A 24478-nucleotide genomic window follows, 5' to 3' on the forward strand; every position below is an offset into this window, starting at 1 on the left:
CCTCTTTCGATCGTGTCGGGTGCGCCCCGGGGCCGGCGTGAGGCCGCCGGCCCCGGGGCGCGGTCGGGGGGGCTGCCTACAGTGAGCCGTGGAAGGTGCGGTTCAGGACGTCGAGCTGTTGCTCGCGGGTGAGCCGGACGAAGTTGACCGCGTATCCGGAGACCCGGATGGTCAGCTGCGGGTAGTTCTCCGGGTGCTCCATGGCGTCCATGAGCGTGTCGCGGTTGAGGACGTTCACGTTCATGTGGAAACCGTCGCTGGCCATGTAGCCGTCGAGGACCCCCGCGAGGTTCTTGATCCGCTCCTCGGGGGTGCGGCCCAGGCCGTCGGGGGTGACGGTGTTGGTCAGCGAGATGCCGTCCTCGGCGTCCTCGTACGGGAGCTTGGCGACCGACAGGGCCGAGGCCACGTAGCCGTGGGTGTCGCGGCCGTTCATCGGGTTGGCGCCCGGGGCGAAGGGCTCACCGGCGCGGCGCCCGTCGGGGGTGTTGCCGGTCTTCTTGCCGTAGACGACGTTGGAGGTGATGGTCAGGACGGACTGGGTGTGCTCGGCGTTCCGGTAGGTGGGGTGCTTGCGCACCTTCCTCATGAACTCCTCGACGAGCCAGACCGCGATCTCGTCGGCCCGGTCGTCGTTGTTGCCGTAGGCCGGGTAGTCGCCCTCGACCGTGTAGTCGGTGGCCAGGCCGGACTCGTCGCGGTGCACGGTGACCCGGGCGTACTTGATGGCGGCCAGCGAGTCGACGGCGACCGAGAGGCCTGCGATGCCGAAGGCCATGGTGCGGCGCACGTCGCGGTCGTGGAGTGCCATCTCGACGCGCTCGTAGGCGTACTTGTCGTGCATGAAGTGGATGACGTTCAGCGAGTGGACGTAGACGCTCGCGAGCCACTCCATCTGCTCGTCGAACCTGGCCATGACCTCGTCGTGGTCGAGGACTTCGGCGGCCCCCTCCTCCATGGAACGCAGCGCGCCGGTGTCGGGGCCGACCTGGACGCCGGACTTCTCGTCGCGGCCGCCGTTGATCGCGTACAGGAGGGTCTTGGCGAGGTTCACCCGGGCGCCGAAGAACTGCATCTGCTTGCCGACGGGCATGGCGGAGACGCAGCAGGCGATGGCGGTGTCGTCGCCGAAGCGGGGGCGCATCAGCTCGTCCGACTCGTACTGGACGGAGGAGGTGTCGATGGAGACCCTCGCGCAGAACTCCTTGAAGCCCTGCGGGAGGCGCGGCGACCAGAAGACGGTCATGTTCGGCTCGGGGGCCGGGCCCAGGTTGTAGAGGGTCTGGAGGTAGCGGAAGGACGTCCGGGTGACCAGCGGACGGCCGTCCTCGCCCATGCCGGCGAGGGACTCGGTGACCCAGGTCGGGTCGCCGGAGAAGCCCTGGTCGTACTCGGGGGTGCGCAGGAAGCGGACGATGCGGAGCTTGATGATGAAGTCGTCGACCAGTTCCTGGGCCCGCTCCTCGGTGAGCGCTCCGGCCTCGATGTCCCGCTGGAGGTAGACGTCGAGGAAGGTGGAGGTGCGGCCGAGGGACATCGCGGCGCCGTTCTGCTCCTTCACGGCGGCGAGGTAGGCGAAGTACAGCCACTGGACGGCGTCGCGGCCGGTGACGGCGGGGCCGGAGATGTCGTGACCGTAGGAGGCGGCCATCGCCTTGAGTTCGCCCAGGGCGCGGATCTGCTCGGCGAGTTCCTCGCGGAGCCGGATGGTCTCCTCGATCGAACGGTTCCCGGCGGGGAGGATGTCGAGCTCCTCCTTCTCCTCCTTCTTCACCTGGACGAGGCGGTCGACACCGTAGAGGGCGACCCGGCGGTAGTCGCCGATGATGCGGCCGCGACCGTAGGCGTCGGGGAGCCCGGTGACGACGCCGGCCTTGCGGGCGGCGCGGATCTCCGGGGTGTACGCGTCGAAGACACCGGCGTTGTGGGTCTTGCGGTACTCGGTGAAGATCTTCTCCAGCTCCGGGGAGACGGGGTAGCCGTAGGTCTCCAGGGCGCCGGCGACCATGCGCCAGCCGCCGTACGGCATGATCGCGCGCTTCAGCGGGGCGTCGGTCTGGAGGCCGACGATCAGGTCCTTGTCACGGTCTATGTAACCGGGGGCGTGGGCGGTGATGGTGGACGGCACGTCGTACGAGACGTCGTACACGCCCTTGGCGCGCTCCTCGGGGAACCTCTCCGTGATGGCCTTCCACACGGCGGTGGTCCGCTCGGTGGGTCCGGCCAGGAAGGAGTCGTCGCCCTCGTACGGCGTGTAGTTCTGCTGGATGAAGTCGCGGACGTCGACGGCGTCGCGCCACAGTCCGCCCTTGAAGCCCTTCCAGGCCCGCTCGTTCACCGTTGCCTCAGCAGGGGTCGCAGTCACTGCCCGCACCGCCTTCTTCGATTCATTCGATCGCGTCGTTGCTTCCTCCATTCCACTCCTTCTGATCGATCATTTCGGTCGGCATTGGTCACCTCCGGGCGGTCTTAGGTCCCGTTCCGGATACGCGGAAAGACCCCGCCTCGCGGGGTCTTTGCGCAGGGTCGGTCAGCTGGGCGCCTCGGCGCTCCTGCGGGCGTAGAACCACCAGGTCACGACCATGCAGCTGACGTAGAAGGCGACGAATCCCCACATCGCGCTGGTCACGGCCACCGAGCCGAACAGGGCCGGGATGAAGAAGAAGCCGTAGGCCGCGATGGCCGAGGTGAATCCGGTGACGGCGCCGGACTCCATTTCCGCCTGCTTCAGCGCCCTGGTGTATTCCGGGGTGCCTTCCGTGAGTCCCTTGAGGTGGGTGCCGCGGAAGATGACGGGGATCTGGCGGAAGGTCGAGCCGTTGCCGATCCCGGAGAAGAAGAACGCGGCGAGGAAGCAGAAGAAGAAGCCGTAGAAGGAGCCGCCGTCACTGCCCGAGGGCAGGAAGTTGATCACGCCGATGATCGAGACGGCCATGCCCACGAAGGACAGGATGGTGACCCGGGCGCCGCCCCACTTGTCGGCGATCCAGCCGCCGCCCCAGCGGGCGAGCGCGCCCACGGCGGGGCCCATCCAGGCGTAGGTGGCGATCGAGTAGTCCGGGAACGTGGTCTTGATCAGCATCGGCAGGGCGGCGGCGAAGCCGATGAAGGAGCCGAAGGTGCCGACGTACAGCCAGGTCATCAGCCAGTTGTGCTTGCGCTTGAAGATGATCTTCTGCTGCTTGAACGGGGTCGAGGCGACCTTCAGGTCGTTCTGCCCGAACCAGGCGACGGCCGCCAGGACCAGCAGGACCGGGACCCAGAGGAACGCGGCGTTCTGCAGGTACACGGGGGTGCCGTCGGCCTTGTGCTGGGCCGAGCCGATGGCGATGGTCGACCAGGTGATGACGATCGGCGTCAGCAGCTGCACGACGGAGACGCCGAGGTTGCCGAGACCGCCGTTGATGCCGGTCGCGCTGCCCTTCTTCGCCTTGGGGAAGAAGAAGCCGATGTTGGCGAGCGAGGAGGCGAAGTTCGCGCCGCCGATGCCGCAGAGGGCGGCGATGGCGACCATCACGGCGTACGGGGTCGTCGGGTCCTGGATGGCGATGCCGAGCCAGATCAGCGGCACGATCAGCACGACCGTCGACAGCGCGGTGAAACGGCGCTGGCCGACCATCGGGCCGAGGAAGGTGTAGAGGATCCGGGCGGTGCCGCCGGTCAGACCGGGGACGGCCGTCAGCCAGAACAGCTGGGAGGTGGAGAAGCCGAAGCCGACGTCCTTCAGATTGGTCGCGGTCACCGACCAGACCTGCCAGACGACGAACGCCACGAGGAGCGCCGGCACGGCGATCCACAGATTGCGGTTCGCGACCTTCCTGCCGATCGACTTCCAGAAGAGCTCGTTCTCCGGCTCCCAGTCGGTGATCGGCTTGCCGGGGCGGTACTGCTCCGTGTCGTACGCGGCGGAGGGCCCGCCCGTCCTTCTGCTGTCCTGGACTACGGAACTCATGGCGCTTCCCTGACTTCCCTGTTCGGGGCTGACCTTCGAGGCTTTCCTTGCTCTTCCAGGCTGCGCCGCGGGGTGGGGGGCGGGTCAGTGCCGATGGTCGCCGGACGGGCGGGCCTAGGTCGGGGAGCCGGGCGGGCCAAGGTCCTGTCAGGGGCGGGCCGTAGGCACCGGGAGGACCGGCAGGGCGACCGCCGGGTCGTCGAGGCAGGCGCCGGTCCGCAGGTCGAACTCCTGCTTGTGCAGCGGGGACGCGACGACCGGCACCCCGTCCCGGCTGCCCATGATCCCGTTCGCGATGACGTCGGCGCCCGAGAAGGGATCCCGGTTGCCCACCGCGTACACCTCGCCGCCCCCGTCCCGGAACAGCGCCGCCTCGGTGCCGTCCGCGAGGACCGCCGCCCGGCCCCGCCCCGGCTCCAGGAACTCCACGCCGGCCACGTGCGGCTCGAAGCGGGCCAGGGCCGCCGGGTCGTCGAGGACGGCCTGCCACTCGTCGCGGTACGCGGCCACGTGCCGCTCCATCTGCGCCTCCAGCTCGGCGCGGATCCCGAGCGAGTCCTCGATCAGGACCTCCCGGAGACGCGCAAGCCCACGAGCCCCGGCCGTCCCACCGCTCCCATTCGTCCCACCGGTCCTACCGCTCCCATCCGTCCCATCGGTCCCACCGCTCCCATCCGTCCCACCGGTCCCACCGGTCCCGCCGCCAAGCCTTTCCAGCCACGCCGAGGTGCGCTCCAGGCGCTCCCCGGTCCGTACGTAGTACATGAGGAACCGGTCGATCAGCGCGAACAGTTCGGCGGCCGACAGGTCGGAGGCGAGCAGACCGGCGTGACGCGGGTCGGTGCCGCCGTTGCCGCAGACGTACAGGTTCCAGCCGCCGGCGGTGGCGATGACGCCGATGTCCTTGCCCCGGGCCTCCGCGCACTCGCGCGGACAGCCCGAGACCCCGCCCTTGATCTTGTGCGGGGCCCGCAGGCCCCGGTAGCGGAGCTCCAGGTCGATCGCGAGCCGCACCGAGTCGCCCTGCCCGAAGCGGCAGAACCGGGACCCGACGCAGGACTTGACCGTGCGCAGGGACTTCCCGTACGCCTGCCCCGACTCGAAGCCGGCCCCGATCAGCCTGCGCCAGATGGCGGGGAGCTCCTCCTTCCGCGCACCGAACAGGTCGATCCGCTGACCGCCGGTGATCTTGCTGTAGAGACCGTGGTCGCGCGCCACCTCGCCGATGGCGATGAGCTGCTCGGCGGTGATCTCGCCGCCCGGGACGCGCGGCACGACCGAATAGGTGCCGTCCTTCTGGAGGTTGGCGAGGAAGAGGTCGTTGGAGTCCTGGAGCGCGGCCTGCTCTCCGTCGAGAACGTGCCGCAGACCGAGTTCGGGGGCCAGGGTGCCGAGGACGTTGGCGACGACGGGCTTGCAGACGACGCAGCCGGAGCCCGCGTTCCCGCCCGGGGCCGAGCCGCCGGAGCCGTACCGCTCCGTCAGTTCGGTGTACGAGCGGATGTGCTCGGTGCGGATCAGTTCGTAGATCTCCGGGCGGGTGAGTTCGGGGAAGTGCTCGCACAGCCCCTTCGGCCGCTCCACGCCCGCCGCGTCGAGGACGGCCTGGAGCGTGTTCACACACCCGCCGCAGCCCGTGCCCGCCTTGGTGCAGCGCTTGACGCCGCCGATGTCGGTCAGCCCGTGCTCGGCGATCGCTCCGGCCACCGCGCCCTTGGTCACGTGGTGGCAGGAACAGACGACGGCGTCGTCGGGGAGCGCGTCCGCGCCGAGCAGCTCCGCCCCGGCCGCGCCGGCCGGGAGGAGGAACGCCTCGGGCGGGCCCGGAAGCCGGCGGCCCGCGTGCGGCTTGAGGGAGCCGTACGCCTCGGCGTCGCCGACCAGGATGCCGCCGAGGAGCTGTCCCTCGGGGCCGAGCAGCAGCTTCTTGTAGACGCCCTCGCGCGCGTCCGAGAAGACGATCTCGGTGGCCCGGGGCCCGCCGTCCCGCCCGTCCGCGAACGGGTCGCCGAAGGAGGCCACGTCCGCGCCGAGCAGCTTCAGCCTGGTGGAGGTGTCGGCACCCGTGAACACCGTCGTACCGGAGCCCGCGAGCTGGTCGGCGACCGCCTCCGCCATCTGATAGCCGGGCGCGACCAGGCCGTACACCCGCCCGTCGGAGGTCTGCGCGCACTCACCGATCGCGTACACGTACGGGTCGGTCGTCCGGCAGCGCTCGTCCACCGCCACTCCCCCGCGGTCCCCGACCGCGAGCCCCGCCTCACGGGCGAGCCGGTCGCGGGGCCGCACCCCGGCGGAGAAGACGACGACGTCGGCGGGGAGCCGCGTGCCGTCCGACAGCCTCAGCAGACGGGCCTTCCCGTCGGCGTCGGTCTCGACCTCGGTGGCGCCGACCCCGGTGTGCACGGCCACGCCCATCGACTCGATCGTGGCGCGCAGGGCCGCTGCGCCGCCGTCGTCGACCTGGAGCGGCATGAGCCGGGGCGCGAACTCGACGACACGCGTGGCGAGTCCGAGGGTACGGAGCGCCCCGGCGGCCTCCAGGCCGAGGAGCCCGCCGCCGATGACGACGCCGGTCGTGGCCTCCTCGGCGTACCGGGTGAGGGCGTCGACGTCGTACAGCGTGCGGTACGTGAAGCAGCCGGTCGCGTCGGCGCCGGGGATCGGCGGCACGAAGGGGTACGAGCCGGTCGCCAGGACCAGCGCGTCGTACGGGACGACCGCGCCGGAGGTGGTGGTGACCGTACGGGTGGCCCGGTCGATGTGCTCGGCCGGGTCGCCGAGGCGCAGGTCGATGCCGTGACCGGAGAGGAACTCGGGTGTGGAGAGCCCGAGTTGGTTGGGTTCTGTGCCGGTGAAGACGGACGACAGATGCACCCGGTCGTAGGCGGGCACGTCCTCCTCGGCGAGCACCGTGACCTGCCAGCCGGGGCCGCCGGGCACGGCCGGGTCGGCGAGCGCGCCGCGCTCGGCCAGCGCCTCCAGGAGCCGGTGGCCGACCATGCCGTGGCCGATGAGGACGAGGGTCTGTGTCCGCTGGGCGGCCATGGCGGTCTCCGTGGGGGTCGGTTTCGCGGGACTGGTTCGCGTACGGGTGGCTTCTCCTCCGACCGTAGGGGCGCCGGGTGGGCGTGTCGGGGCCGTGAAGGGCCCGAGGATCCGGGACCTGCGACCCCCCCGGCCGGGGCCGAACGGCGCGGTCGCGGGGCGGCGGCGCGGGCTTAGCGTGAACGGGCGGGGCCGCGTCGGCGAACGACACCGTCGCGCGGCCCCCCGGACGGGGCCGAGCCGCACGACCGGGGGGTGGAGGTACGGATGACGCGCGACCTGGTCCTCGCCGTGCACGGCAGCACCGCGCCCGAGGCCGGCGCGACGATCGCGCGGCTCGCGGACTCCGTGCGCGGACTGACCGGCGCGCCCGTCGCCGTCGGACACCTCGACCACCAGTCGCCCTCCCTTCCGTCCGTCCTCGCGGACCGGCCCGGTGCGGTCGTCGTGCCGCTGCTCCTCGGCGACGGCTACCACCGCACCGTCGACATCCCGGCCGTCGCCCGCCGCTTCGACTGCGCGGTCACCCGCGGGCTGAGCGGCGAGCACGCGGTGGCCCTCGCCCTGTACGACCGGCTGCGGGCCGCGGAACGGGCGGCCGGCGGCCCGGCGGACGCGGTGGTCGTCGCCGGGGCGGGCTCCTCCCGGCCGGGCGGCGGCGACGGCACCCTCGCGGCGGTCCGGCAGCTGGGCCTGCTCCTGCCGGTCCCGGTCACGGCCGCGTACTGCTCGGCGAGCACCCCTGCGCCGGCCGAGGCGGTCGCGCTGCTGCACGCCCGCGGCTTCCGCCGGGTCGCGGTGGCCACCCACCTCCTCGCTCCTGGCCGCTTCACGCGCGCGCTGGCCGCGGTCCCGGGCACCTGGGCGGTCGCGGCCCCGATCGCCGACCACACGCGCGTGGCCCGGCTGGTGGGGGCGCGGTACGCGGGGGCGGGAGCGGGAACGGAGGGCCGCGGGTGGCGGCACGTGAGGTCCCCTCGGCGGCTCCGGGCCCGACCCGATTCGCGTGGCATGTGAGCAGGAGAGCCGTCCGCTCTGGTCTGCTGGGGCCATGACACAACCGTTCCTCCCCCTCACCGCGCGCTCCCGCGAGGAGTCGCACCGGGCGTCCACGCCCCTGGAGCTCTTCTTCGACCTGTGTTTCGTCGTCGCCGTCGCCCAGGCGGGCGCGGAACTCGTGCACGCGGTCGCCGAGGGACACGCGGGCGAGGGGATCCTCAACTACGCGATGATCTTCTTCGCGATCTGGTGGGCGTGGATGAACTTCACGTGGTTCGCCTCGGCCTACGACAACGACGACGTGCCGTACCGCGTCGTCACCCTCGTCCAGATCGCGGGCGTGCTCATCCTCGCGGCCGGGGTCTCGCGGGCCTTCGAGGACCACGACTTCCTCATCGTCTTCATCGGCTACGTCGTCATGCGGCTCGCGCTCGCCTCGCAGTGGCTGCGGGCCGCGCACCACGCCACCGATCCCGCCGAGCGGACGATGTGCCGACGGTACGCGGGCGGGGTCGTCGTCGTGCAGATCGGCTGGAGCGCGCTGCTCTTCGCGCCGGAGGCGGCCCTCCCGTGGGTCTTCCTCGTGATGGCGCTGGCCGAGATGGCCGTGCCCCTGGTCGCCGAGAGGGACGCGCCCAGCACGTGGCACCCGCACCACATCGCGGAGCGGTACGGCCTGTTCACCATCATCGTGCTCGGTGAGACGGTCGCCGCGGCGACGGTGGCCGTGAAGACGGGCATCGCCGAGAACGACGCCCTGGGCGAGGTGCTGCCGATCGCCGCGGGCGGTCTGCTGCTCGTCTTCGCCGCCTGGTGGATCTACTTCGTCGTGCCCGCGCACAACCGGCTGACCTCCAGCCGTGAGGCCTTCCGTTGGGGGTACGGCCACTACGTGATCTTCGCCGCGGCCGCGGCCGTCGGCGCGGGCCTGGAGATCGCCGTGGAGGAGGCCGTGGGCAAGGCCCACATCTCCACGCTCGCCGCCTCGTCGGCGGTGACGATCCCGTCCGCCGTGTTCCTGCTGTCCGTCTGGCTCCTCCACGCCCGCTACTTCAAGGTCGGGATCGCGCAGCAACTCGTCCTCCCCGTCTCGGCGCTCGCGATCCTGATGTGCTCGTTCGCGGGCCGCTGGGCGGTCCTGGCCGCGGGTGTCGTCGCGGCGGCGACGGTCGCGGCCGGTGTGACCCTGACGGCGAGGAACCCGGCGACACGGCCGGGGACGGGGACCGGTCCGGGAACCGGTGCGCCGACCGGCTGAACGGCTCGACGCGGACCGGACGGTGCCCGTGGACCGGCTCGTCGACGGGCTGTACGAGGAGCAGCCGCGGGCCGGGGCGGTGGGCGCCCTCCAGGCCCACCGGGACCGTGATCGACGCCTCGGGCGGTACGTACCGCTGGGCCGGTCCGCGTGGTAGGCAGGGCTCATGACACAGCCCGAACGGCACGGGACGACGGACTCGATCACCGATGTGCGCGGTCTGCGGGTGGGGCACGCGCGCGTGGAGGGCGACGGCGCGCTGAGCGGCACGACGGTGGTGCTCGCGCCGGCCGGCGGGGCGGTCGCCGCCGTGGACGTGCGGGGCGGCGGGCCGGGCACGCGGGAGACGGACGCGCTCGACCCGCGCAACGTGGTCCAGCGGATCGACGCCGTCGTACTGACCGGCGGCAGCGCGTACGGCCTCGATGCGGCGTCCGGGGTGATGGCCTGGCTGGAGGAGCGGCACCGGGGCGTGCGGGTGGGTCCCGATCCGTCCCACGTCGTGCCGGTCGTGCCCGCCGCGTGCGTCTTCGACCTGGGCCGGGGTGGTGACTTCGCGGCCAGGCCGGGTCCGGCGACGGGGCGGGCGGCGGCGGAGGCGGCCGACGCGGGCGGGGACCACGCGCACGTGGAGACGGGCGCGGTCGGCGCGGGCACCGGCGCCGTGGTCGGCGGCCTCCGGGGCGGGGTGGGCACGGCGAGCACCGTCCTGGAGTCGGGGATCACCGTCGGCGCGCTCGTGGTGGTGAACGCGGTGGGATCGGCCGTCGACCCCGCCACGGGTGCCCTGTACGGGAGCTACTGGAGCTACGGGAGTGACGAGGGGTTCGGGAGCTCCTCCGACGGCGGCCCGCCCTCCTTCCCCGATCCGGAGGTGCACCGGGCCGCGCTCCGGCGGCTCGCCCGGGCCCGGGAGGCGGCGGCCCCGCCCCCGCTGAACACCACGCTCGCGGTCGTCGCGACCGACGCCGTGCTGACCCGCGCACAGGCGCGGAAGGTCGCGGGCACGGCGCACGACGGCATCGCGCGCGCCCTGCGCCCGGTGCACCTCATGAACGACGGCGACACGGTCTTCACCCTCGCCACGGGGGCGCGCGAACTACCGGAGGCTCCCGGTCCGCTGGCCCTGAACGCGATCCTGGAGGCCGGCGCGGACCTCGTGACGCGGGCGATCGTCCGGGCGGTGCTCGCGGCCCCCGGCGGACTGCGCGGGCCGGGCGGCGACTTCCCCTCGTACCGTGAGCTCTACGGCGGTCCGCACGGCCCGAACCGACCGCGACCGGATCCGTACTCCCGGTAACCGCAAGGGAGTTGGACGAGAACGGCCCTGGAGGGGCGGGAACTTCCCGTCGGCGCCCTTCGTTTTCCGGAACCCCGGACGCGATGTCGGACCCAGGGACTACGTTAAGCAAGCACCGAGTGACATGCGGCGACGGCCTGGAGACCCTCTTGAACGATCCGCAGGATCCTCACGATCCGTACGAGACGACCGAGACGCACGTTGAGCGCCTCCTCGGCCGGGCGCTCAACTCCTTCGATCTGCCCGACTCGACCGTCGAGCGCCTCGGCACGGCGCTCGCCCACTCCAGCGCGCTCCATTCCTCGCACCACAGCGCGTCGCTGCACCGCGCCACCTACCGCCACACGTATCTGCTGAGCGACGGCTCCGCCCTCAGCCTCTGGGAGCTGACGCACGACGCCGGCCGGGACGGCGCCGAGCAGCACGAGCTGTACACCGAGGAGTCGGAGGCCCGGCTCGCCGCCTCGCGCCTCCCCAGCGGCCCCCTGCCCGGCTGGACCGCCGAGCAAGCGGACGGCCGCGCCCTGGACGAGGACGACGACCTGGAGCTGCTGAGCACGCTGCTCGCCCGCCCCATACCCGCCCAGCCCCGGATGTACGTGCCGGACAACTCCGCCGACCACGCGCGCCGCGTCCTGCGGCGCGCGGAGAACGCGGACCGGCCGGGCGAGGCGACGGCCCGCCGGCTCCGGCTGGCCTTCGCCCACCACATCACCCAGGCCTTCGGCCGCCACTGCCCGGTGGAGGGGGGCCGGGACGCCGGATTCACCCTCTACGAGCACCAGTTCCTGCTGCTCGACGGCAGCGAGGCCAGTCTCTGGGAGGTCGAGCACACGGCGACACCGGACGGACGCCATATGTGCGAGGTGTACGAGGACGAGAGGGCGGCCCGCGACGCGATGGAGTCCCGCTCCCGGGTCCGCTGAGGTCCCGGCGACCCTCCCCCCGGCAGACCCCGGACGTCCCCGCGCCCGCCCGACCGGCCTCAAGGGCCGAAGGGCAACACGGGCCCGACGGGCGCGACGGGCTCGTGACCGGCCCCGGGCCGCCGAGACCGGACAGCCGGTCGGTGAGCGCCTTCTGGAGCGAGGCTGCACGCGAGACCGCCGGGCATTCGCCCGTGCCCGGACATGACGAAGGGCCCTGGTCCCGGGGCGATTCCCGGAACCAGGGCCCTGCCGCGGCCGACTCAGTGCGTCAACACCGGCTCCTTCTCGATCACCACGTCGCCGTCGTCACCGTCGGAGGCGCCGTCCTCGCCGCCCTCCAGGTGCTGCTTCGGCTTCGCCGGAAGCGCGAACATCACCAGGAAGATCACGACGAGCACGCCGGCCACCCAGCCCATCGCGTTCTGGAAGGCGTCGGCGAACGCAAGGCCCGCCTCCGTCGGGGACTTCGGGGCCGGCTTGCCGTCGATCACGCCGAAGAAGACCACCGACACCAGGCCGAGTCCGAGCGCGTTGCCCATCTGACCGGTCGTGTTGATCAGGCCCGACGCCGAGCCCGCGTGCTCCTTCGGCACCTCCGAGAGCACCGCGTCCGTCAGCGGCGCCACGATCAGGCCCATGCCCAGACCCATGACCACCAGCGGCGGGATCATCTGCCAGGACTCGATGCCCGTGCCGTACCGGCCCGCCTCGAAGAGGTAGAGCAGCACGCCCGCGATCATCGTCAGCGCGCCCGCCTGGAGCACCTTCCGGCCGAAGCGCGGCACCAGCTTCTGCACCGAGAGGCCGGCGGCCGTCGACACCGCGATGGAGAACGGCACACCGGTCAGACCCGCCCGCAGCGGGCTCCAGCCGAGGCCGATCTGCATGTACAGCGTCCAGACCAGGAAGAAGATGCCCATCACGACGCCGAAGGTCAGCTGCACCGCGATGCCCGCCGCGAAGCTCTTCACCTTGAACAGCGACAGCTCGACGAGCGGCGAGCCGTCCTTCTTCGTCTTGTACTTCTCGTACGCGACGAGCGCGCCGAAGACGACCAGGCTGCCGGCCATCATCAGGTGGCCCCACACCGGCCAGTCCAGCTCACGCCCGCGCGTCAGCGGGTAGATCAGCATCAGCAGCGCGGCCGTCACCAGGAGCACGCCGACGATGTCGAGACGGAGTGCCTTCGGGGCCTTCGACTCCGTGATGAACTTGCGGCCCAGGAGCAGACCGGCGATGCCGACCGGCAGGTTGATGAGGAAGATCGGGCGCCATTCGAGGCCCGCGATGTTCCACTGCGTGAGCAGCGCGCCGAGCAGCGGGCCGGAGACCGCGCCCAGACCGATGATCGCGCCGAACATGCCGAAGACCTTGCCGCGCTCGTGCGCGGGGAAGGTGACGTGGATGATCGACAGCACCTGCGGCACCATCATCGCGGCCGCCGCGCCCTGGAGCAGGCGCGAACCGACCAGCATCTCCTGGTTGGCCGCGAAGCCGCAGAGGGCGGAGGCGAGCGTGAAGCCCGCCGTGCCGAGGAGGAAGAGCCGCTTGCGACCGTAGATGTCACCGAGCCGACCGCCCGTGATCAGACCGGCGGCGAACGCGAGCGCGTACCCGGCGGTGATCCACTGGATGGCCCCGAAGGAGGCGCCGAGGTCCCGCTCGATGCTGGGGATCGCGATGTTGACGATCGTGGCGTCGACCAGATCCATGAAGGCGGCCGTCATGACGATGGCCAGGGCTATCCAGCGCCGCTTGTCGCTCGTGTCCGTGGGGGCCGCGTCCGTGGTGACGCCGTCGGCGTCGTGTGCACTCATACGAAGAAGATAAAGGCCATCTAGGTCAAATGATGTCCTAGATGACCCTCATCCTGGAGGACATGACGGACACCCCGGTACGACTCCTGAATCTGCTCTCGCTCCTCCAGACCCCTCGCGAGTGGCCCGGCAGCGAGCTCGCCGAACGGCTCTCGGTCTCCCCGCGCACCATCCGCCGGGACATCGACCGGCTCCGTGACCTCGGCTATCCCGTCGAGGCGACGCTCGGCGCGGTCGGCGGCTACCGGCTCGTCGCCGGTACGGCCATGCCCCCGCTCCTCCTCGACGACGAGGAGGCCGTCGCCATCGCGGTCGGGCTCCGGGCGGGGGCGGGGCACGCGATCGAAGGCGTCGAGGAGGCGTCGGTACGGGCCCTGGCGAAGCTGGAACAGGTCCTGCCCGCGCGGCTCCGGCACCGGGTCTCGACCCTCCAGAACGCGACGATCCCGCTCACGCGGGGGGACGGCGCCACGGTCACGCCCGCCACCCTGACCGCCCTGGCGGGCACGGTCACCGGCCGCGAGAAGCTCCGCTTCGGGTACCGGGCGGGCGACGGCGCCGAGTCGAAGCGCCTGGTCGAGCCCTACCGGCTCGTCTCCACCGGACGCCGGTGGTACCTGGTGGCGTACGACCTGGGGCGCGAGGACTGGCGGACCTTCCGGGTGGACCGGGTGAGCGAACCGCTCGCCACCGGGGCCCGCTTCACACCCCGGGAGCTGCCGGCCGGCGACGCGGCGCAGCTCCTGGTCCGCTCCATGTCACGGGCGCAGCCGGAGCTCGACCTGGACGTCACCTTCGAGGCGCCGGCCGACTTCGTCACGGCCCGGCTCCCCTCCCATCTGGTCCCGACGCCGACGGGCCCGACTACCTGCCGCCTGCGCACCCGCTCGACGGACTCGGTCGAGTGGCTGGCCATCCGCCTGGCCTTGGTGGACGCCCCCTTCACCATCCAGAGCCCACCGTCCCTCCTGACGTACGTGGAGGACCTGGGGACACGACTGACCGCGTCGACGAGGGGGTGAGCCGGGGGCTCGGCGACCTGGCTCCCCGGCCGGGCAGGTGGGGCCAAAGCGCCCGGGGCGCTCAAGAGCCAGGGCCGCCGGGAGCAAGGGGCGCGGGCCCGGGACCGCCAAGAGCCCGGGGCCGAGGGCCGAGGGCCGGGGCCGGGGCCGGGGACGCCGAGGGCCGGGGACGGGGGCTCGCGCCAGCCCCCGGCCCCGGCCCGGTCCCGCGCGCCCCCGCTGCCGGCCGCCCTAGGCCACCGCGTCGAAGCCCGTGTCGTGGGCCATCTTCTTCAGTTCCAGCAGGGCGTGCTTCTCGATCTGGCGGATCCGCTCACGCGTCAGGCCGTGCTGCTTGCCGACCTCCGTCAGCGTCCGCTCGCGCCCGTCCTCGATCCCGTACCGCATGCGGATGATCGAGGCCGTCCGGTGGTCGAGCTTGTCGATGAGGTCGTCGAGCTCCTCGCTGCGCAGCAGCGTGAGGACCGACTGCTCCGGCGAGATCGCCGACGTGTCCTCCAGGAGGTCGCCGAACTGCGTCTCGCCCTCGTCGTCCACCGACATGTTCAGCGAGACCGGATCCCGCGCCCAGTCGAGCACGTCGACGACGCGCTCGGGCTTCGTGTCCAGCTCGGCCGCGATCTCCGCGGGCTCCGGCTCGCGGCCGTGCTCCCGGTTGAACTCGCGCTGCACCCGGCGGATCCGGCCGAGCTCCTCCACGAGGTGGACGGGGAGCCGGATCGTGCGGGACTGGTCGGCGATGGAGCGGGTGATGGCCTGGCGGATCCACCACGTGGCGTACGTGGAGAACTTGAAGCCCTTCGCGTAGTCGAACTTCTCGACCGCGCGCACCAGGCCCGCGTTCCCTTCCTGGATCAGGTCGAGCAGCGGCAGCCCGCTGCGCGGGTAGCGGCGGGCGACGGCCACCACGAGCCGCAGGTTGGACTTGATGAAGAGGTCCTTGGCACGCTCGCCCGCCTCGTAGAGGGCTTCGAGCTCCTCGCGGGACGCGCCGCCGGCCTCGGACTCCACCTCTCCGTCGAGTATCTGCCGGGCGAAGACGCCCGCCTCGATCGTCTGGGAGAGCTCGACCTCCTTGGCGGCGTCGAGCAGGGGCGTGCGCGCGATCTCGTCGAGGTACATGCCGACCAGGTCGCGGTCGGCGATCTCCCCGCCCACGGCGCGAACGCTGCTTGCCCGTGCGGCCCCGCTCTTGGCGGAGGTCTGACGACGGGCGACGGCACGGGTTGCCATGCGTGCTCCCTTGCTGAGTAGGTCGCGACACCTTTTCGGGTGCCCTGCATCCGACGGAAACAACGACTGGAATCAGGACAGAATTCCCACCCGGCACATGGATTTTCCCGATCATGCAGTATCCTGCGGCGCCGCCGCCCCTGCGGGCATGCTTCCAGCACCCACGGAGGTGCAGGTCAGACCGGGCACGGGGGGTGATTCGACGTCGCTCGCGGGGTCCCCGACCACGCCGTCGGTGAGACCGCGATCACATGCGGCGTCATCCTCCAAGACGCGTGGACGGGCCATCGGGTTGCGCGCCGGGGAGCGGAGCCCTCTCGGACTCCCGGACTAGGTCCTGAGCCGCTTCCCCGGCTAGGTCCCGAGCCCGTTACGCCCCTCCCCTTCCCCGCCCTAGCGTCGCCTCCATGAGCGACGCATCCGGCACCGACGCATCCGGCATCCTCGACGAGGCCCTCGAACGCCTCCACGCCACCGGCCCCGAACGTCTGGGCAGGCTCACCAACCACGCCCCGATGGCCGTCGAGGCGCTGGTCCGCAACGGCCAGGCCCGGGCCGTGCACCGCTGGCTCGACCACTACGCCCACAAGCTGGAGGACATGCCGCCCGCGTCCCGGCCGATCACGGCCGACGGCTGGCGCGAGGCGCTGGGAGACCCGGCCCGGAGCACCGACTGGACCCGCTTCTTCGGGGACGAGCTCGACGGACGCCCCTGGCGGGAGGTTCTCGCCGAGTGGTGGCCGCGGCTGCTGCCGGGCATCGCGGGCGGGTCGACGCATCCGGTGATCCGTACCGGTCATGCCGTACGCACCCTCCTGACGTCCGAGAACGCGGGCGTGCCCACCACGGGCCCCCGCCTCTCCGAGCTGGCCCACGCGCTCGGCTACTGGGCCGCCCGTCACCTGCCGCTGCCGCCGCTCGGCGCGCTGGCCGCGGCGCCGTCGGCGGCCGCCGCGCTGGACGCCGTACCGCCGCTCGCGGAGCAGGAGGGCCCGCTGCGGTCGCGGCTCGACCGGCTGACGGCGTTCCCGGCCTGGGGCTCGGCCCCGGACCCCGACACGGCGCGGGACCGGCTCGTCGAGCTGGTCACGGCGACCACGCACCGGTACGCGACCCACGGCCACGGCGAGCCGATCATGCTCGTCCACGCGGCGACCGCGCCCAACGCGGTGCTGCGCGCCCTGCCCGCGCTCCCCCGCGAGCTGTGGGCGCCGAGCCTGGCGGCGGCGTGGACGGCGGCCGCGGCGGTGACCGCCGCGTACACCCCGCCCGAGCCCGCCGCATACGCGCCCACCTCGCTCACCGCCGAGGAGGTCTTCGCGCGGGCGGCGGCGCACGGCGACGACCACACGATCAAGTTCACCGACACGGCGCTGGACATCGGCGACCCGCTCGCCCTCGCCGCCGCCACCCGCTCGATCGAGCTGAACCCGCCGCTGCTCTAGGGCCTGCCGTCGAAGCCTGGCGTGCAGTTCGGCTAGCCGAACTGCACCGAGCGCTTGGCGAGCCCCATCCAGAACCCGTCGATCACCGACCGTTCCGCGTCGAGGTCGCCCGCCGCGTCCGCCGCGCCCATCGTGACGAACAGCGGGGCGAAGTGCTCCGTACGCGGGTGCGCGAGGCGCCCGGCCGGCGACTTGTGCTCGAAGTCGAGGAGCGCGTCGACGTCCCGCGCGGCCAGGGCCTCGTGCCCCCAGGCGTCGAACTCGGCCGACCAGCCCGGCACGCCGCCGCCGGTGTGGCGGAGTGCGGCCAGGTTGTGGGTGAAGAAGCCGCTGCCCACGATCAGGACGCCCTCGTCCCGGAGCGGGGCGAGCCTGCGCCCGATGTCCATGAGACGGCGCGGGTCGAGGGTGGGCATGGAGATCTGGAGCACGGGGATGTCGGCGCCGGGGAACATCTCGACGAGCGGGACGTACGCGCCGTGGTCGAGGCCCCGGTCGGGGATGTCCTGCACGGGGTGGCCGGGCGCGCGGAGCAGCTTGCGGACGGCCTCGGCGAGCCGGGGCGCGCCGGGGGCCGCGTACTGGACGCGGTAGTAGTGCTCGGGGAAGCCCCAGAAGTCGTAGACGAGCGGGACGGTCTCGGTGGCGCCGAGGGCCAGGGGGGCCTCTTCCCAGTGGGCGGAGACCATGAGGATCGCCGCGGGGCGCGGAAGGTCCGCGGACCAGGCGGCGAGCTCGCCGGGCCAGACGGGGTCGTCGGCGAGCGGCGGGGCGCCGTGGGACAGGTAGAGGGCGGGCATCCGCGCGCGCGTGGCCTCTGTTTCCAGCGTGGCGTCCATGGCGACCACCTCCGGTTTCTCGATCGCAGCAGGTTCTTGAAACTTCAAGCGTCCTGCCGTACACGGTAGACCTATGTAGTTCAACTTTCAAGAATGAGTCGTACGATCGGGCACCATGGGAGACATGACCGAACCCCGCTGGCTCACCGACGAGGAGCAGCACGTCTGGCGCGCGTACCTGCACGCCACCACGCTCCTCGAGGACCACCTCGACCGCCAGCTGCAGCGTGACGCCGGAATGCCGCACATCTACTACGGACTCCTCGTCCAGCTCTCCCAGGCCCCGCGCCGCCGGCTGCGGATGACCGAGCTGGCCAGGAGCGCCAAGATCACCCGCTCCCGGCTCTCCCACGCCGTCGCCCGGCTGGAGAAGAACGGCTGGGTGACCCGCGAGAACTGCCCCTCCGACAAGCGGGGCCAGTTCGCCCGGCTCACAGACGAGGGCGTGGAGGTCCTCCGGCAGAACGCCCCCGGCCATGTGGCGGCGGTCCGCCAGGCCCTCTTCGACCGCCTCTCCCCCGATCAGGTGGAGCAGCTCGGCGCGATCATGCGGGTCATGGCCGAGGGGCTGGAACCCACGGACGCGGACGCGGACCTGCCCTGGCTCCGCTGACGAGCGGCGCACAGCGCACAGGGCCTGCCCCGCTCCTCCGCGGACACGCGACGCCACCGGAAACAGCCCTGCCCCGGCTCCGCTGACGAGCAGCGGAGCCGGGGCAGGAGCCGGGGCGGCGACCAGGTGGCGTACGGGATCGGTCTCCGGGATCAGTGCGCGATGACCGGCACCTTCACCTCGTCCTCCGCACCCTCACCGGACCCGGCGACGACGCCCATGTCCGGCTTCCCGGTGTTGATCAGGGTGAAGGCGATCGTGGCCGAGACCACCAGGATGCCGACGGCCCACCAGATGGCCGCGGTGTAGCCCTCGACCATGCCCTGCAGCTGGAGGAGCTTCTGCGCGGCAGGAGTGGTCGCACCCGCCGCGTTGTCCGTGAGGTACGCGGTGGTCGCCGAGGCGGCGATCGTGTTCAGCAGGGCGGTACCGATGGCGCCGCCGACCTGCTGCGAGGTGTTGACCATCGCGGAGGCCACACCGGCGTCGCGCGGGTCCACGCCGTGCGTGGCCAGCGACATGGCCGGCATGAACGCCGTACCCATGCCCAGACCGAGCAGCAGCTGCGCGGGCAGGATCAGACCGGCGTACGAGGTGCCGATCTCCAGCTGGGTGAGCAGCAGCATGCCGGCACCGGCGGTCAGGAAGCCCGGGGCCATGAGCAGCCGCGGCGGGACGCGGGTCATGAGCCGCGTACCGATCTGGGTGGAGCCGATGATCATGCCCGCGATCATCGGGAGGAACGCGAAGCCTGTCATGACCGGGGAGTAGCCCTTCACGACCTGCAGGTAGTAGGTCAGGAAGAGGAACAGGCCGAACATGGCGATGACGGCGAGACCGAGCGACAGGTAGACACCACCGCGGTTGCGGTCGGTCAGGACGCGCAGCGGCAGCAGCGGGGACTTCACCTTCGCCTCGGTGAGCACGAAGGCGGCGAGCAGGACGGCCGAGCCGACGAACATGCCGATCGTGCCGGCGTCGCTCCAGCCCTGGGACTCGGCGCGGGTGAAGCCGTACACGAGCGCGACGAGACCGAGGGTCGACAGGATGACGCCGGGGATGTCGAGCGTGGAGCGGTTGCGGCTGCCCGCGGGCTCACGGATGACGAGGTACGCGCCGACGGCGGCGACGATCGCGAAGGGGATGTTGACGAAGAAGGTCCAGCGCCAGTTCAGGTACTCGGTGAGGAAACCGCCGAGGATCAGGCCCACGGCGCCGCCACCACCGGCGATCGCGCCGTAGATGCCGAAGGCCTTCGCGCGCTCCTTGGCGTCGGTGAAGGTCACGGCGAGCAGCGAGAGCGCGGCGGGCGCGAGGAGCGCGCCGAAGGCGCCCTGGAGCGCACGGGCGCCGAGCATCATGGCCTCGCCGTTCGCCGCGCCGCCGAGGGCGGACGCGAGCGCGAAGCCGATCAGGCCGACGACGAAGGTGCGCTTACGGCCCCACAGGTCGGCGATGCGACCGCCGAAGAGGAGCAGACCGCCGAAGGCGAGGGCGTAGGCGGTGATGACCCACTGCCGGTTGCCGTCCGATATCCCCAGGTCCTGCTGGGCGGAGGGCAGCGCGATGTTCACGATCGTCGCGTCGAGCACGACCATCAGCTGGGCGAGCGCGATGAAGACGAGCGCCTTCCAGCGGCCCGGGTCGGGGTGGTTCAGGGAGTGGTCGGGGACTTTCGGCATGGGGGTAGCCACCTCTTGGCGCGTTCTGGTGAAAAAGGACGTGAAAGGTCAGGAGGACGGGCGGAGCACGGAGCCCGGATGACGGGCTGTGCGTCGCGGGTCGCGGATTACGGGTTACGGGTCACGGGCTATGAGTCGCGGACCACGGGTCACGGGCTCTGTGTCACGGGTCGCGGGTGCCGCGTCACGCACGCCGGGATCCCCGCGGACGAGCGGGGACGACGCTCACGAGCAGGAGTCGCGTCGAAGATCCTCCAGGGTCGCGGCCGTCCCGGGCAGCTCGGAGCGCGCGGGCGCCTCCAGGCCGTCGAGGAACAGCAGCAGATGACGGCGGACGAACTGGTCGAAGGACCCGCAGCCCGAACCGGGCAGCGGTCGGGTCAGCTGGGAGAGCGCCACCATCAGGTCCCCGACGCCCACGTCGGCGCGGAGCCGGCCGGCCCGCTGCGCCCGGTCCACGAGGCCCTGGACGGCCTCTTCCAGGCGGTCGCGCTCGGCGACCAGGTCGGGGTGGTCCTTGTCGAAGGCGCCGTCGAGCATCGGGCACAGGGCGCCGACGCGCTCGTCGGCGGCGCCGAGGGTGAACCGGCGGAGGGCGGCGAACGTGTCGCCCTCCTCCTCGGCGGCCCGTTCGGCGACCTCGGTGACGCGGGCCATGAGCGAGAGGACGACCTCGTGGACGAGGTCGGTGCGCTCGGGGAAGTTCCGGTAGAGCGTGGCGTTCCCGACGCCGGCCCGGCGCGCGATCTCGTCGTACGGCACCTGGGAGCCGAACTCGACGAACATCTCGCGGGCCGCCGTCACGATCCGCTCGCGGTTGCGCAGGGCGTCCGCACGCGGGCGGGGTACGCGCCGGGCGGGCGCGGAATCGGCGACGGTGCTGGTCACGCCACGGCCTCCTCTGAGGGTCTTGTCTGGGGTGTCCGGGGGTTCCCGGGATATCCGGGGAAGGACTCCCCACTTCGCTGAACACAGTCATAAACGGGGACCTGGTCCCCGTTTATTTCCCCGCCGCCGTGTGACCTGGGTCACATCTCTCGTCGGTCCACCGATCGGGCCACCCGGCGCGCGCACCGGAGGCACCCGTCACAGAGTGATCGCACAGCGCGACCCCACGAGCACCGGAAGGGGCTGTGCCGCCGACCTGCCCCCACCGGAGAGGCGCCCGTATGCAGCACCCCCGACGACGGATACGCAGACCCGTCGCCATGGCCGCGACCACGGCGCTCTCCCTCACGCTGCTCGCCTCGGCGAGCACCACCCTCCCCGGGCCCGCCCCGGCCTCGGCGGGCCCCGTGGCCGCCGCGCCCGACGGCGCCCAGCTGGGACCCTGCCGTATCGCCACCACGATGGGCGTGCAGATGTCGGAGGGGCTCCCCACGGCCCCCGGGTACGTGCGCTCCACGGGCCGGGTCAGGGCCCTGAACCTGATGGTCGACTTCCCCGACGCCCCCGGGGACGGGACGGCGATGAACCGCTTCCGCGAGTTCTTCCCGCAGACCGCCGAGTGGTTCCGCGTCAGCTCGTACGGACGGCTGCACTACCAGGCCGAGGCCCCGATACCCGACTGGCTCCGCATGCCGAAGGCCTTCTCGGCGTACGGGATCGAGCGCGGCTCACCGTACGAACCGGGGTACCGCTCCCTCGTCGAGGACATCGTCACGGCGGCCGACCCGAAGGTGGACTTCAGCGCGTACGACCTGGTCAACGTGCTGGTCACCCCGAACGCCGGGCCCTCCGCCCTCGACACCGTCCTGTCCGTGACCTTCTCCGGAAACGACGACGCCCCCTACGCGGACGGCGTGCCGCTGGCCAACACGTCCTTCGTCTACAGCCGGCAGGACGACGGCTCCGGCAGCTTCGGCGAGACCGGCTACCGGGTCCTGCCGCACGAGAACGGCCATGTCTTCGGCCTGCCCGACCTGTACACGTCGGACGGCGGCGGGACCGTCGGGCACTGGGACATCATGTCCGAGGACTGGGGAGCCAACAACGACCTGCTCGGCTGGCACAAGTGGAAGCTCGGCTGGCTCGACAACGACCAGATCGGCTGCGCGTCCGGCGTCGGCACCGGCGACTACACGCTCACCCCGCTGGCGGTCGCCGGCGGCCCCAAGCTCGCGTTCGTCCCGCTCTCCGAGACGTCGGGGTACGCGGTCGAGGTCCGCAGCAAGGAGGGCAACGACGAGGCGGTCTGCGAACACGGCGTCCTCGTCTACCGGGTGGAGTCCGACGTGGACACCGGCCACGGCCCGGTGACCGTCTCCGACAGCGAGCACGCGAGCGGCGGCTGCACGCGGCGCGCCAACGTCCACGCGGAGCTGTCGGACGCGCCCTACCGCCCTGGAGAGACGTTCACGGACCGGGCCAACGGCATACGGATCAGCGTGCTGGACGAGGACGCGAGCGGTACGTACCGGGTACGGATCACACGGAGCTGAAGCGCGTCCGGCGGAGTGGGACGCACGGGCCGGGCGGGACGGGTCATCTCACGTGCCGACGGTCGGGCCGCCCTGCGGGCCGACCCGCAGGCTGCCCCGCAGCTCCCGCTTGAGGAGCTTCCCGGTCGGGTTCCGGGGCAGCTCCTCCTCGCGTACGTGGACATGGGCGGGCACCTTGAAGGCGGCGAGGCGCGCACCCACGTGCGTGCGCAGCTCGTCGGCGCCGACGGCGGCGCCGGGCCGCAGCCGGACGACGGCCGCGACCTCCTCGCCCAGGAGCGGGTGCGGCACGCCGAGGACGGCGGCGTCGACGACGTCAGGATGCTGCTGCAGCACGTCCTCGACCTCGACGCAGTACACGTTCTCGCCGCCCCGGACGACCATGTCCGTGAGCCGGTCGACGATGGTGACCCGCCCGTCCGCGTCCACGCGCGCGAGGTCCCCGGTCCGGAACCAGCCGTCCTCGGAGAACGCCGCGCGGGTCGCCCCCTCGTCGCCCCAGTAGCCGCGGACGAGGGACTGCCCGCGCAGCCACAGCTCGCCGACGCCCCCGGCGTCGGGCCGGTCGATCCGCACCTCGGTGACGGGCGTGGGCCGGCCGACGCTGCCGGGGTGGGCACGGTACTCGGCGCCGACGTTGGACAGGACGCCGCCGCTTGTCTCGGTGAGCCCGTAGCCGTTGCGGGGTTCGAGCCGCTCCCCGTACCCGGCGGTGATCCCGTCGACGATGCCGGGCGGGGCGGCGGCCCCGCCGGTGCTGAGCAGGGTGAGGCTGTCGAGCGGGTCGCCGGTGGCGCGGGCGAGGTCGAGCAGCTGGAGGGCGGTGGTGGGGACGCCCGCGTAGTGGGTGACGCGGTGCTCCCGGATCAGTTCGAGGGCCCGGCCGGCATCCCACTTCCGCATCATGACCAGGGTGCCGCCGGCCGCCATGACCCCGTAGAAGGAGGTGAACGCGGCCACGTGGAAGAAGGGGAACGTGGTCAGCGACACGGGGACGGGTCCCGTCCCGGGCACGTCCCCGCGCGCGAGGGCCGCGGCGGCGGCGAAGTAGCGCGGGTTCATCGCGGCCCCGGCCTGCGCGAGGTGGGTGGCGACGGCGCCCTTGGGGCGGCCGGTGGTGCCGGAGGTGTAGACGATGGTGGCGTCATGCTCGGGCAGGACGTCGACGAGGGGCGGTCCGAGGTACGGGTCGGCGTCGGGGACGTACGACACGAAGCCGGAAGCGCCGGGCGCGACGGGAGCGCGGGGAGCGACGGGACGGCCGGAGGCGCCGGTGGCGCCAGGACTGGCAGGGCCGGCAGGGCTGGCAGGGCTGGCAGGGCTGGCAGGGCTGGCAGGAGCCTCCACGCCCTCCGTGTCCTCCGCATGGAAGACGATCCCGGGCACGTGGTTGCGGGCGGCCCACTCCCGTACGCGCCCGACCCGCTCCCCGTCGACGAGCAGCACCGAGGGGGTGCAGTCGTCGAGGGCGTACGTGAATTCGTCCTCGGTCCACCAGGCATTGAGCGGTACGGCGACGAGACCGGCGAGCTGGGCGGCCCAGAAGGCGACCTGCCACTCGGGGTGGTTCCGCATGGCGACCACGGCGCGGTCGCCCGGCCGCAGCCCGTACTCCCCGACGAGTCTCCTGGCGAGCCCGCAGGCCGCGTCGAAGAACTCGCGGTAGGTCGTCCGCCCGTCCTCGGACACGAGGAAGACCCGGTCGTCGTAGCCCCAGACGACCTCGACGAACTCCCGCAGCGTGCGAGGCCCGGAGGCGTACACGCCGTCCTCGACGGCGAAGGGAGCCCCGTCCGCAGTGAGCCGCTCGTCTCCACCTGACACCGCCACCGCACAACCCCCTGAGCATCCGCTCGTCGTCCCAGCGCGGCGACGCTATGCGCACCCCCGAACCGGGTCA

General features: G+C 72.2%; 18 protein-coding genes. 9 read left to right on the forward strand and 9 right to left on the reverse strand.

From position 1 onward, the window contains the following. Positions 1–76: 76 nt before the first annotated feature. The 3 genes from pflB to nirB form a co-directional block, all read right to left on the reverse strand. On the reverse strand, positions 77–2416 hold the full coding sequence (pflB, locus tag OG392_RS15575; RefSeq protein ID WP_329279716.1) for a formate C-acetyltransferase: 2340 nt from the start codon (positions 2414–2416) through the stop codon (positions 77–79). A 114-nt stretch (positions 2417–2530) separates the two neighbouring features. Continuing rightward, a complete protein-coding gene (locus OG392_RS15580; RefSeq protein WP_329279718.1) occupies positions 2531–3952 on the reverse strand; it encodes an MFS transporter in 1422 nt (473 codons plus the stop codon). Between the two features lie 147 nt (positions 3953–4099). Then, on the reverse strand, positions 4100–7000 hold the full coding sequence (nirB, locus tag OG392_RS15585) for a nitrite reductase large subunit NirB (protein WP_329279720.1): 2901 nt from the start codon (positions 6998–7000) through the stop codon (positions 4100–4102). A gap of 267 nt (positions 7001–7267) precedes the next feature. Between nirB and OG392_RS15590 the strand changes: the two genes are divergently transcribed. The 5 genes from OG392_RS15590 (at position 7268) to OG392_RS15610 (ending at position 11483) form a co-directional block, all read left to right on the forward strand. Next, on the forward strand, positions 7268–8017 hold the full coding sequence (locus OG392_RS15590; protein ID WP_329279721.1) for a sirohydrochlorin chelatase: 750 nt from the start codon (positions 7268–7270) through the stop codon (positions 8015–8017). 34 nt (positions 8018–8051) lie between these two features. Continuing rightward, a complete protein-coding gene (locus OG392_RS15595) occupies positions 8052–9257 on the forward strand; it encodes a low temperature requirement protein A (protein WP_329279722.1) in 1206 nt (401 codons plus the stop codon). Further along, positions 9241–9414 (forward strand): hypothetical protein, encoded by a 174-nt coding sequence (locus OG392_RS15600; RefSeq protein WP_329279723.1) that lies wholly within the window; start codon positions 9241–9243, stop codon positions 9412–9414. The genes OG392_RS15595 and OG392_RS15600 overlap by 17 nt, the downstream gene beginning before the upstream one ends. A 9-nt stretch (positions 9415–9423) precedes the next feature. Then, positions 9424–10557: a P1 family peptidase gene (locus OG392_RS15605; protein WP_329279725.1), complete on the forward strand. Its 1134-nt coding sequence runs from the start codon at positions 9424–9426 to the stop codon at positions 10555–10557. An 83-nt stretch (positions 10558–10640) separates the two neighbouring features. Next, the gene (locus OG392_RS15610; RefSeq protein WP_329279727.1) at positions 10641–11483 is read left to right on the forward strand and encodes a DUF6227 family protein; all 843 of its coding nucleotides are present in this window, start codon (positions 10641–10643) and stop codon (positions 11481–11483) included. Positions 11484–11746: 263 nt separating this feature from the next. Here OG392_RS15610 and OG392_RS15615 read toward each other — a convergent pair whose 3' ends face one another. Then, positions 11747–13303, reverse strand: a complete 1557-nt coding sequence (locus tag OG392_RS15615; protein ID WP_329279730.1) for an MFS transporter — start codon at positions 13301–13303, stop codon at positions 11747–11749. Between the two features lie 62 nt (positions 13304–13365). On the opposite strand from OG392_RS15615, the gene OG392_RS15620 reads away from it, so the two are divergent. Beyond that, positions 13366–14325, forward strand: a complete 960-nt coding sequence (locus OG392_RS15620; protein WP_329287300.1) for a helix-turn-helix transcriptional regulator — start codon at positions 13366–13368, stop codon at positions 14323–14325. 231 nt (positions 14326–14556) lie between these two features. Here OG392_RS15620 and OG392_RS15625 read toward each other — a convergent pair whose 3' ends face one another. After that, positions 14557–15558 carry a sigma-70 family RNA polymerase sigma factor gene (locus tag OG392_RS15625; protein WP_329279732.1) on the reverse strand — a complete coding sequence of 334 codons (1002 nt, stop codon included), beginning with the start codon at positions 15556–15558 and terminating at the stop codon, positions 14557–14559. Between the two features lie 407 nt (positions 15559–15965). Here OG392_RS15625 and OG392_RS15630 point away from each other — a divergent pair, with 407 nt between their 5' ends. Continuing rightward, a complete protein-coding gene (locus OG392_RS15630) occupies positions 15966–17003 on the forward strand; it encodes a questin oxidase family protein (RefSeq protein ID WP_329279734.1) in 1038 nt (345 codons plus the stop codon). Between the two features lie 32 nt (positions 17004–17035). Here the strand turns inward: OG392_RS15630 and OG392_RS15635 are convergent, their stop codons facing one another. After that, positions 17036–17842: a dioxygenase family protein gene (locus tag OG392_RS15635; RefSeq protein ID WP_329279736.1), complete on the reverse strand. Its 807-nt coding sequence runs from the start codon at positions 17840–17842 to the stop codon at positions 17036–17038. A 124-nt stretch (positions 17843–17966) separates the two neighbouring features. On the opposite strand from OG392_RS15635, the gene OG392_RS15640 reads away from it, so the two are divergent. Then, entirely contained in the window at positions 17967–18455 is a 489-nt protein-coding gene (locus OG392_RS15640) for a MarR family winged helix-turn-helix transcriptional regulator (RefSeq protein ID WP_329279739.1), read from the forward strand. 152 nt (positions 18456–18607) lie between these two features. On the opposite strand, the gene OG392_RS15645 is transcribed toward OG392_RS15640, so the two are convergent. Together OG392_RS15645 and OG392_RS15650 are read right to left on the reverse strand one after the other, a co-directional pair. After that, positions 18608–20137 (reverse strand): MFS transporter, encoded by a 1530-nt coding sequence (locus OG392_RS15645; protein ID WP_329279741.1) that lies wholly within the window; start codon positions 20135–20137, stop codon positions 18608–18610. Between the two features lie 225 nt (positions 20138–20362). After that, complete coding sequence (locus OG392_RS15650; RefSeq protein ID WP_329279743.1) at positions 20363–21025, reverse strand: TetR/AcrR family transcriptional regulator; 663 nt, start codon at positions 21023–21025, stop codon at positions 20363–20365. A 281-nt stretch (positions 21026–21306) separates the two neighbouring features. On the opposite strand from OG392_RS15650, the gene OG392_RS15655 reads away from it, so the two are divergent. Continuing rightward, positions 21307–22578, forward strand: a complete 1272-nt coding sequence (locus tag OG392_RS15655; protein WP_329279744.1) for a M6 family metalloprotease domain-containing protein — start codon at positions 21307–21309, stop codon at positions 22576–22578. Positions 22579–22626: 48 nt separating this feature from the next. Here the strand turns inward: OG392_RS15655 and OG392_RS15660 are convergent, their stop codons facing one another. Further along, on the reverse strand, positions 22627–24402 hold the full coding sequence (locus OG392_RS15660; RefSeq protein ID WP_329279747.1) for a class I adenylate-forming enzyme family protein: 1776 nt from the start codon (positions 24400–24402) through the stop codon (positions 22627–22629). Positions 24403–24478 lie beyond the last annotated feature (76 nt).

Source organism: Streptomyces sp. NBC_00691 (genome assembly GCF_036226665.1).
Lineage (GTDB): Bacteria > Actinomycetota > Actinomycetes > Streptomycetales > Streptomycetaceae > Streptomyces.

Coding starts and splice junctions, on each gene's coding strand:
- OG392_RS15655 (WP_329279744.1), top strand. CDS start 21,307: ATGCAGCACCCCCGACGACGGATACGCAGACCCGTCGCCATGGCCGCG.
- pflB (WP_329279716.1), bottom strand. CDS start 2,416: ATGGAGGAAGCAACGACGCGATCGAATGAATCGAAGAAGGCGGTGCGG.
- OG392_RS15615 (WP_329279730.1), bottom strand. CDS start 13,303: ATGAGTGCACACGACGCCGACGGCGTCACCACGGACGCGGCCCCCACG.
- OG392_RS15620 (WP_329287300.1), top strand. CDS start 13,366: ATGACGGACACCCCGGTACGACTCCTGAATCTGCTCTCGCTCCTCCAG.
- OG392_RS15610 (WP_329279727.1), top strand. CDS start 10,641: ATGTCGGACCCAGGGACTACGTTAAGCAAGCACCGAGTGACATGCGGC.
- OG392_RS15635 (WP_329279736.1), bottom strand. CDS start 17,842: ATGGACGCCACGCTGGAAACAGAGGCCACGCGCGCGCGGATGCCCGCC.
- OG392_RS15590 (WP_329279721.1), top strand. CDS start 7,268: ATGACGCGCGACCTGGTCCTCGCCGTGCACGGCAGCACCGCGCCCGAG.
- OG392_RS15640 (WP_329279739.1), top strand. CDS start 17,967: ATGACCGAACCCCGCTGGCTCACCGACGAGGAGCAGCACGTCTGGCGC.
- OG392_RS15580 (WP_329279718.1), bottom strand. CDS start 3,952: ATGAGTTCCGTAGTCCAGGACAGCAGAAGGACGGGCGGGCCCTCCGCC.
- OG392_RS15605 (WP_329279725.1), top strand. CDS start 9,424: ATGACACAGCCCGAACGGCACGGGACGACGGACTCGATCACCGATGTG.
- OG392_RS15595 (WP_329279722.1), top strand. CDS start 8,052: ATGACACAACCGTTCCTCCCCCTCACCGCGCGCTCCCGCGAGGAGTCG.
- OG392_RS15630 (WP_329279734.1), top strand. CDS start 15,966: ATGAGCGACGCATCCGGCACCGACGCATCCGGCATCCTCGACGAGGCC.
- OG392_RS15625 (WP_329279732.1), bottom strand. CDS start 15,558: ATGGCAACCCGTGCCGTCGCCCGTCGTCAGACCTCCGCCAAGAGCGGG.
- OG392_RS15645 (WP_329279741.1), bottom strand. CDS start 20,137: ATGCCGAAAGTCCCCGACCACTCCCTGAACCACCCCGACCCGGGCCGC.
- nirB (WP_329279720.1), bottom strand. CDS start 7,000: ATGGCCGCCCAGCGGACACAGACCCTCGTCCTCATCGGCCACGGCATG.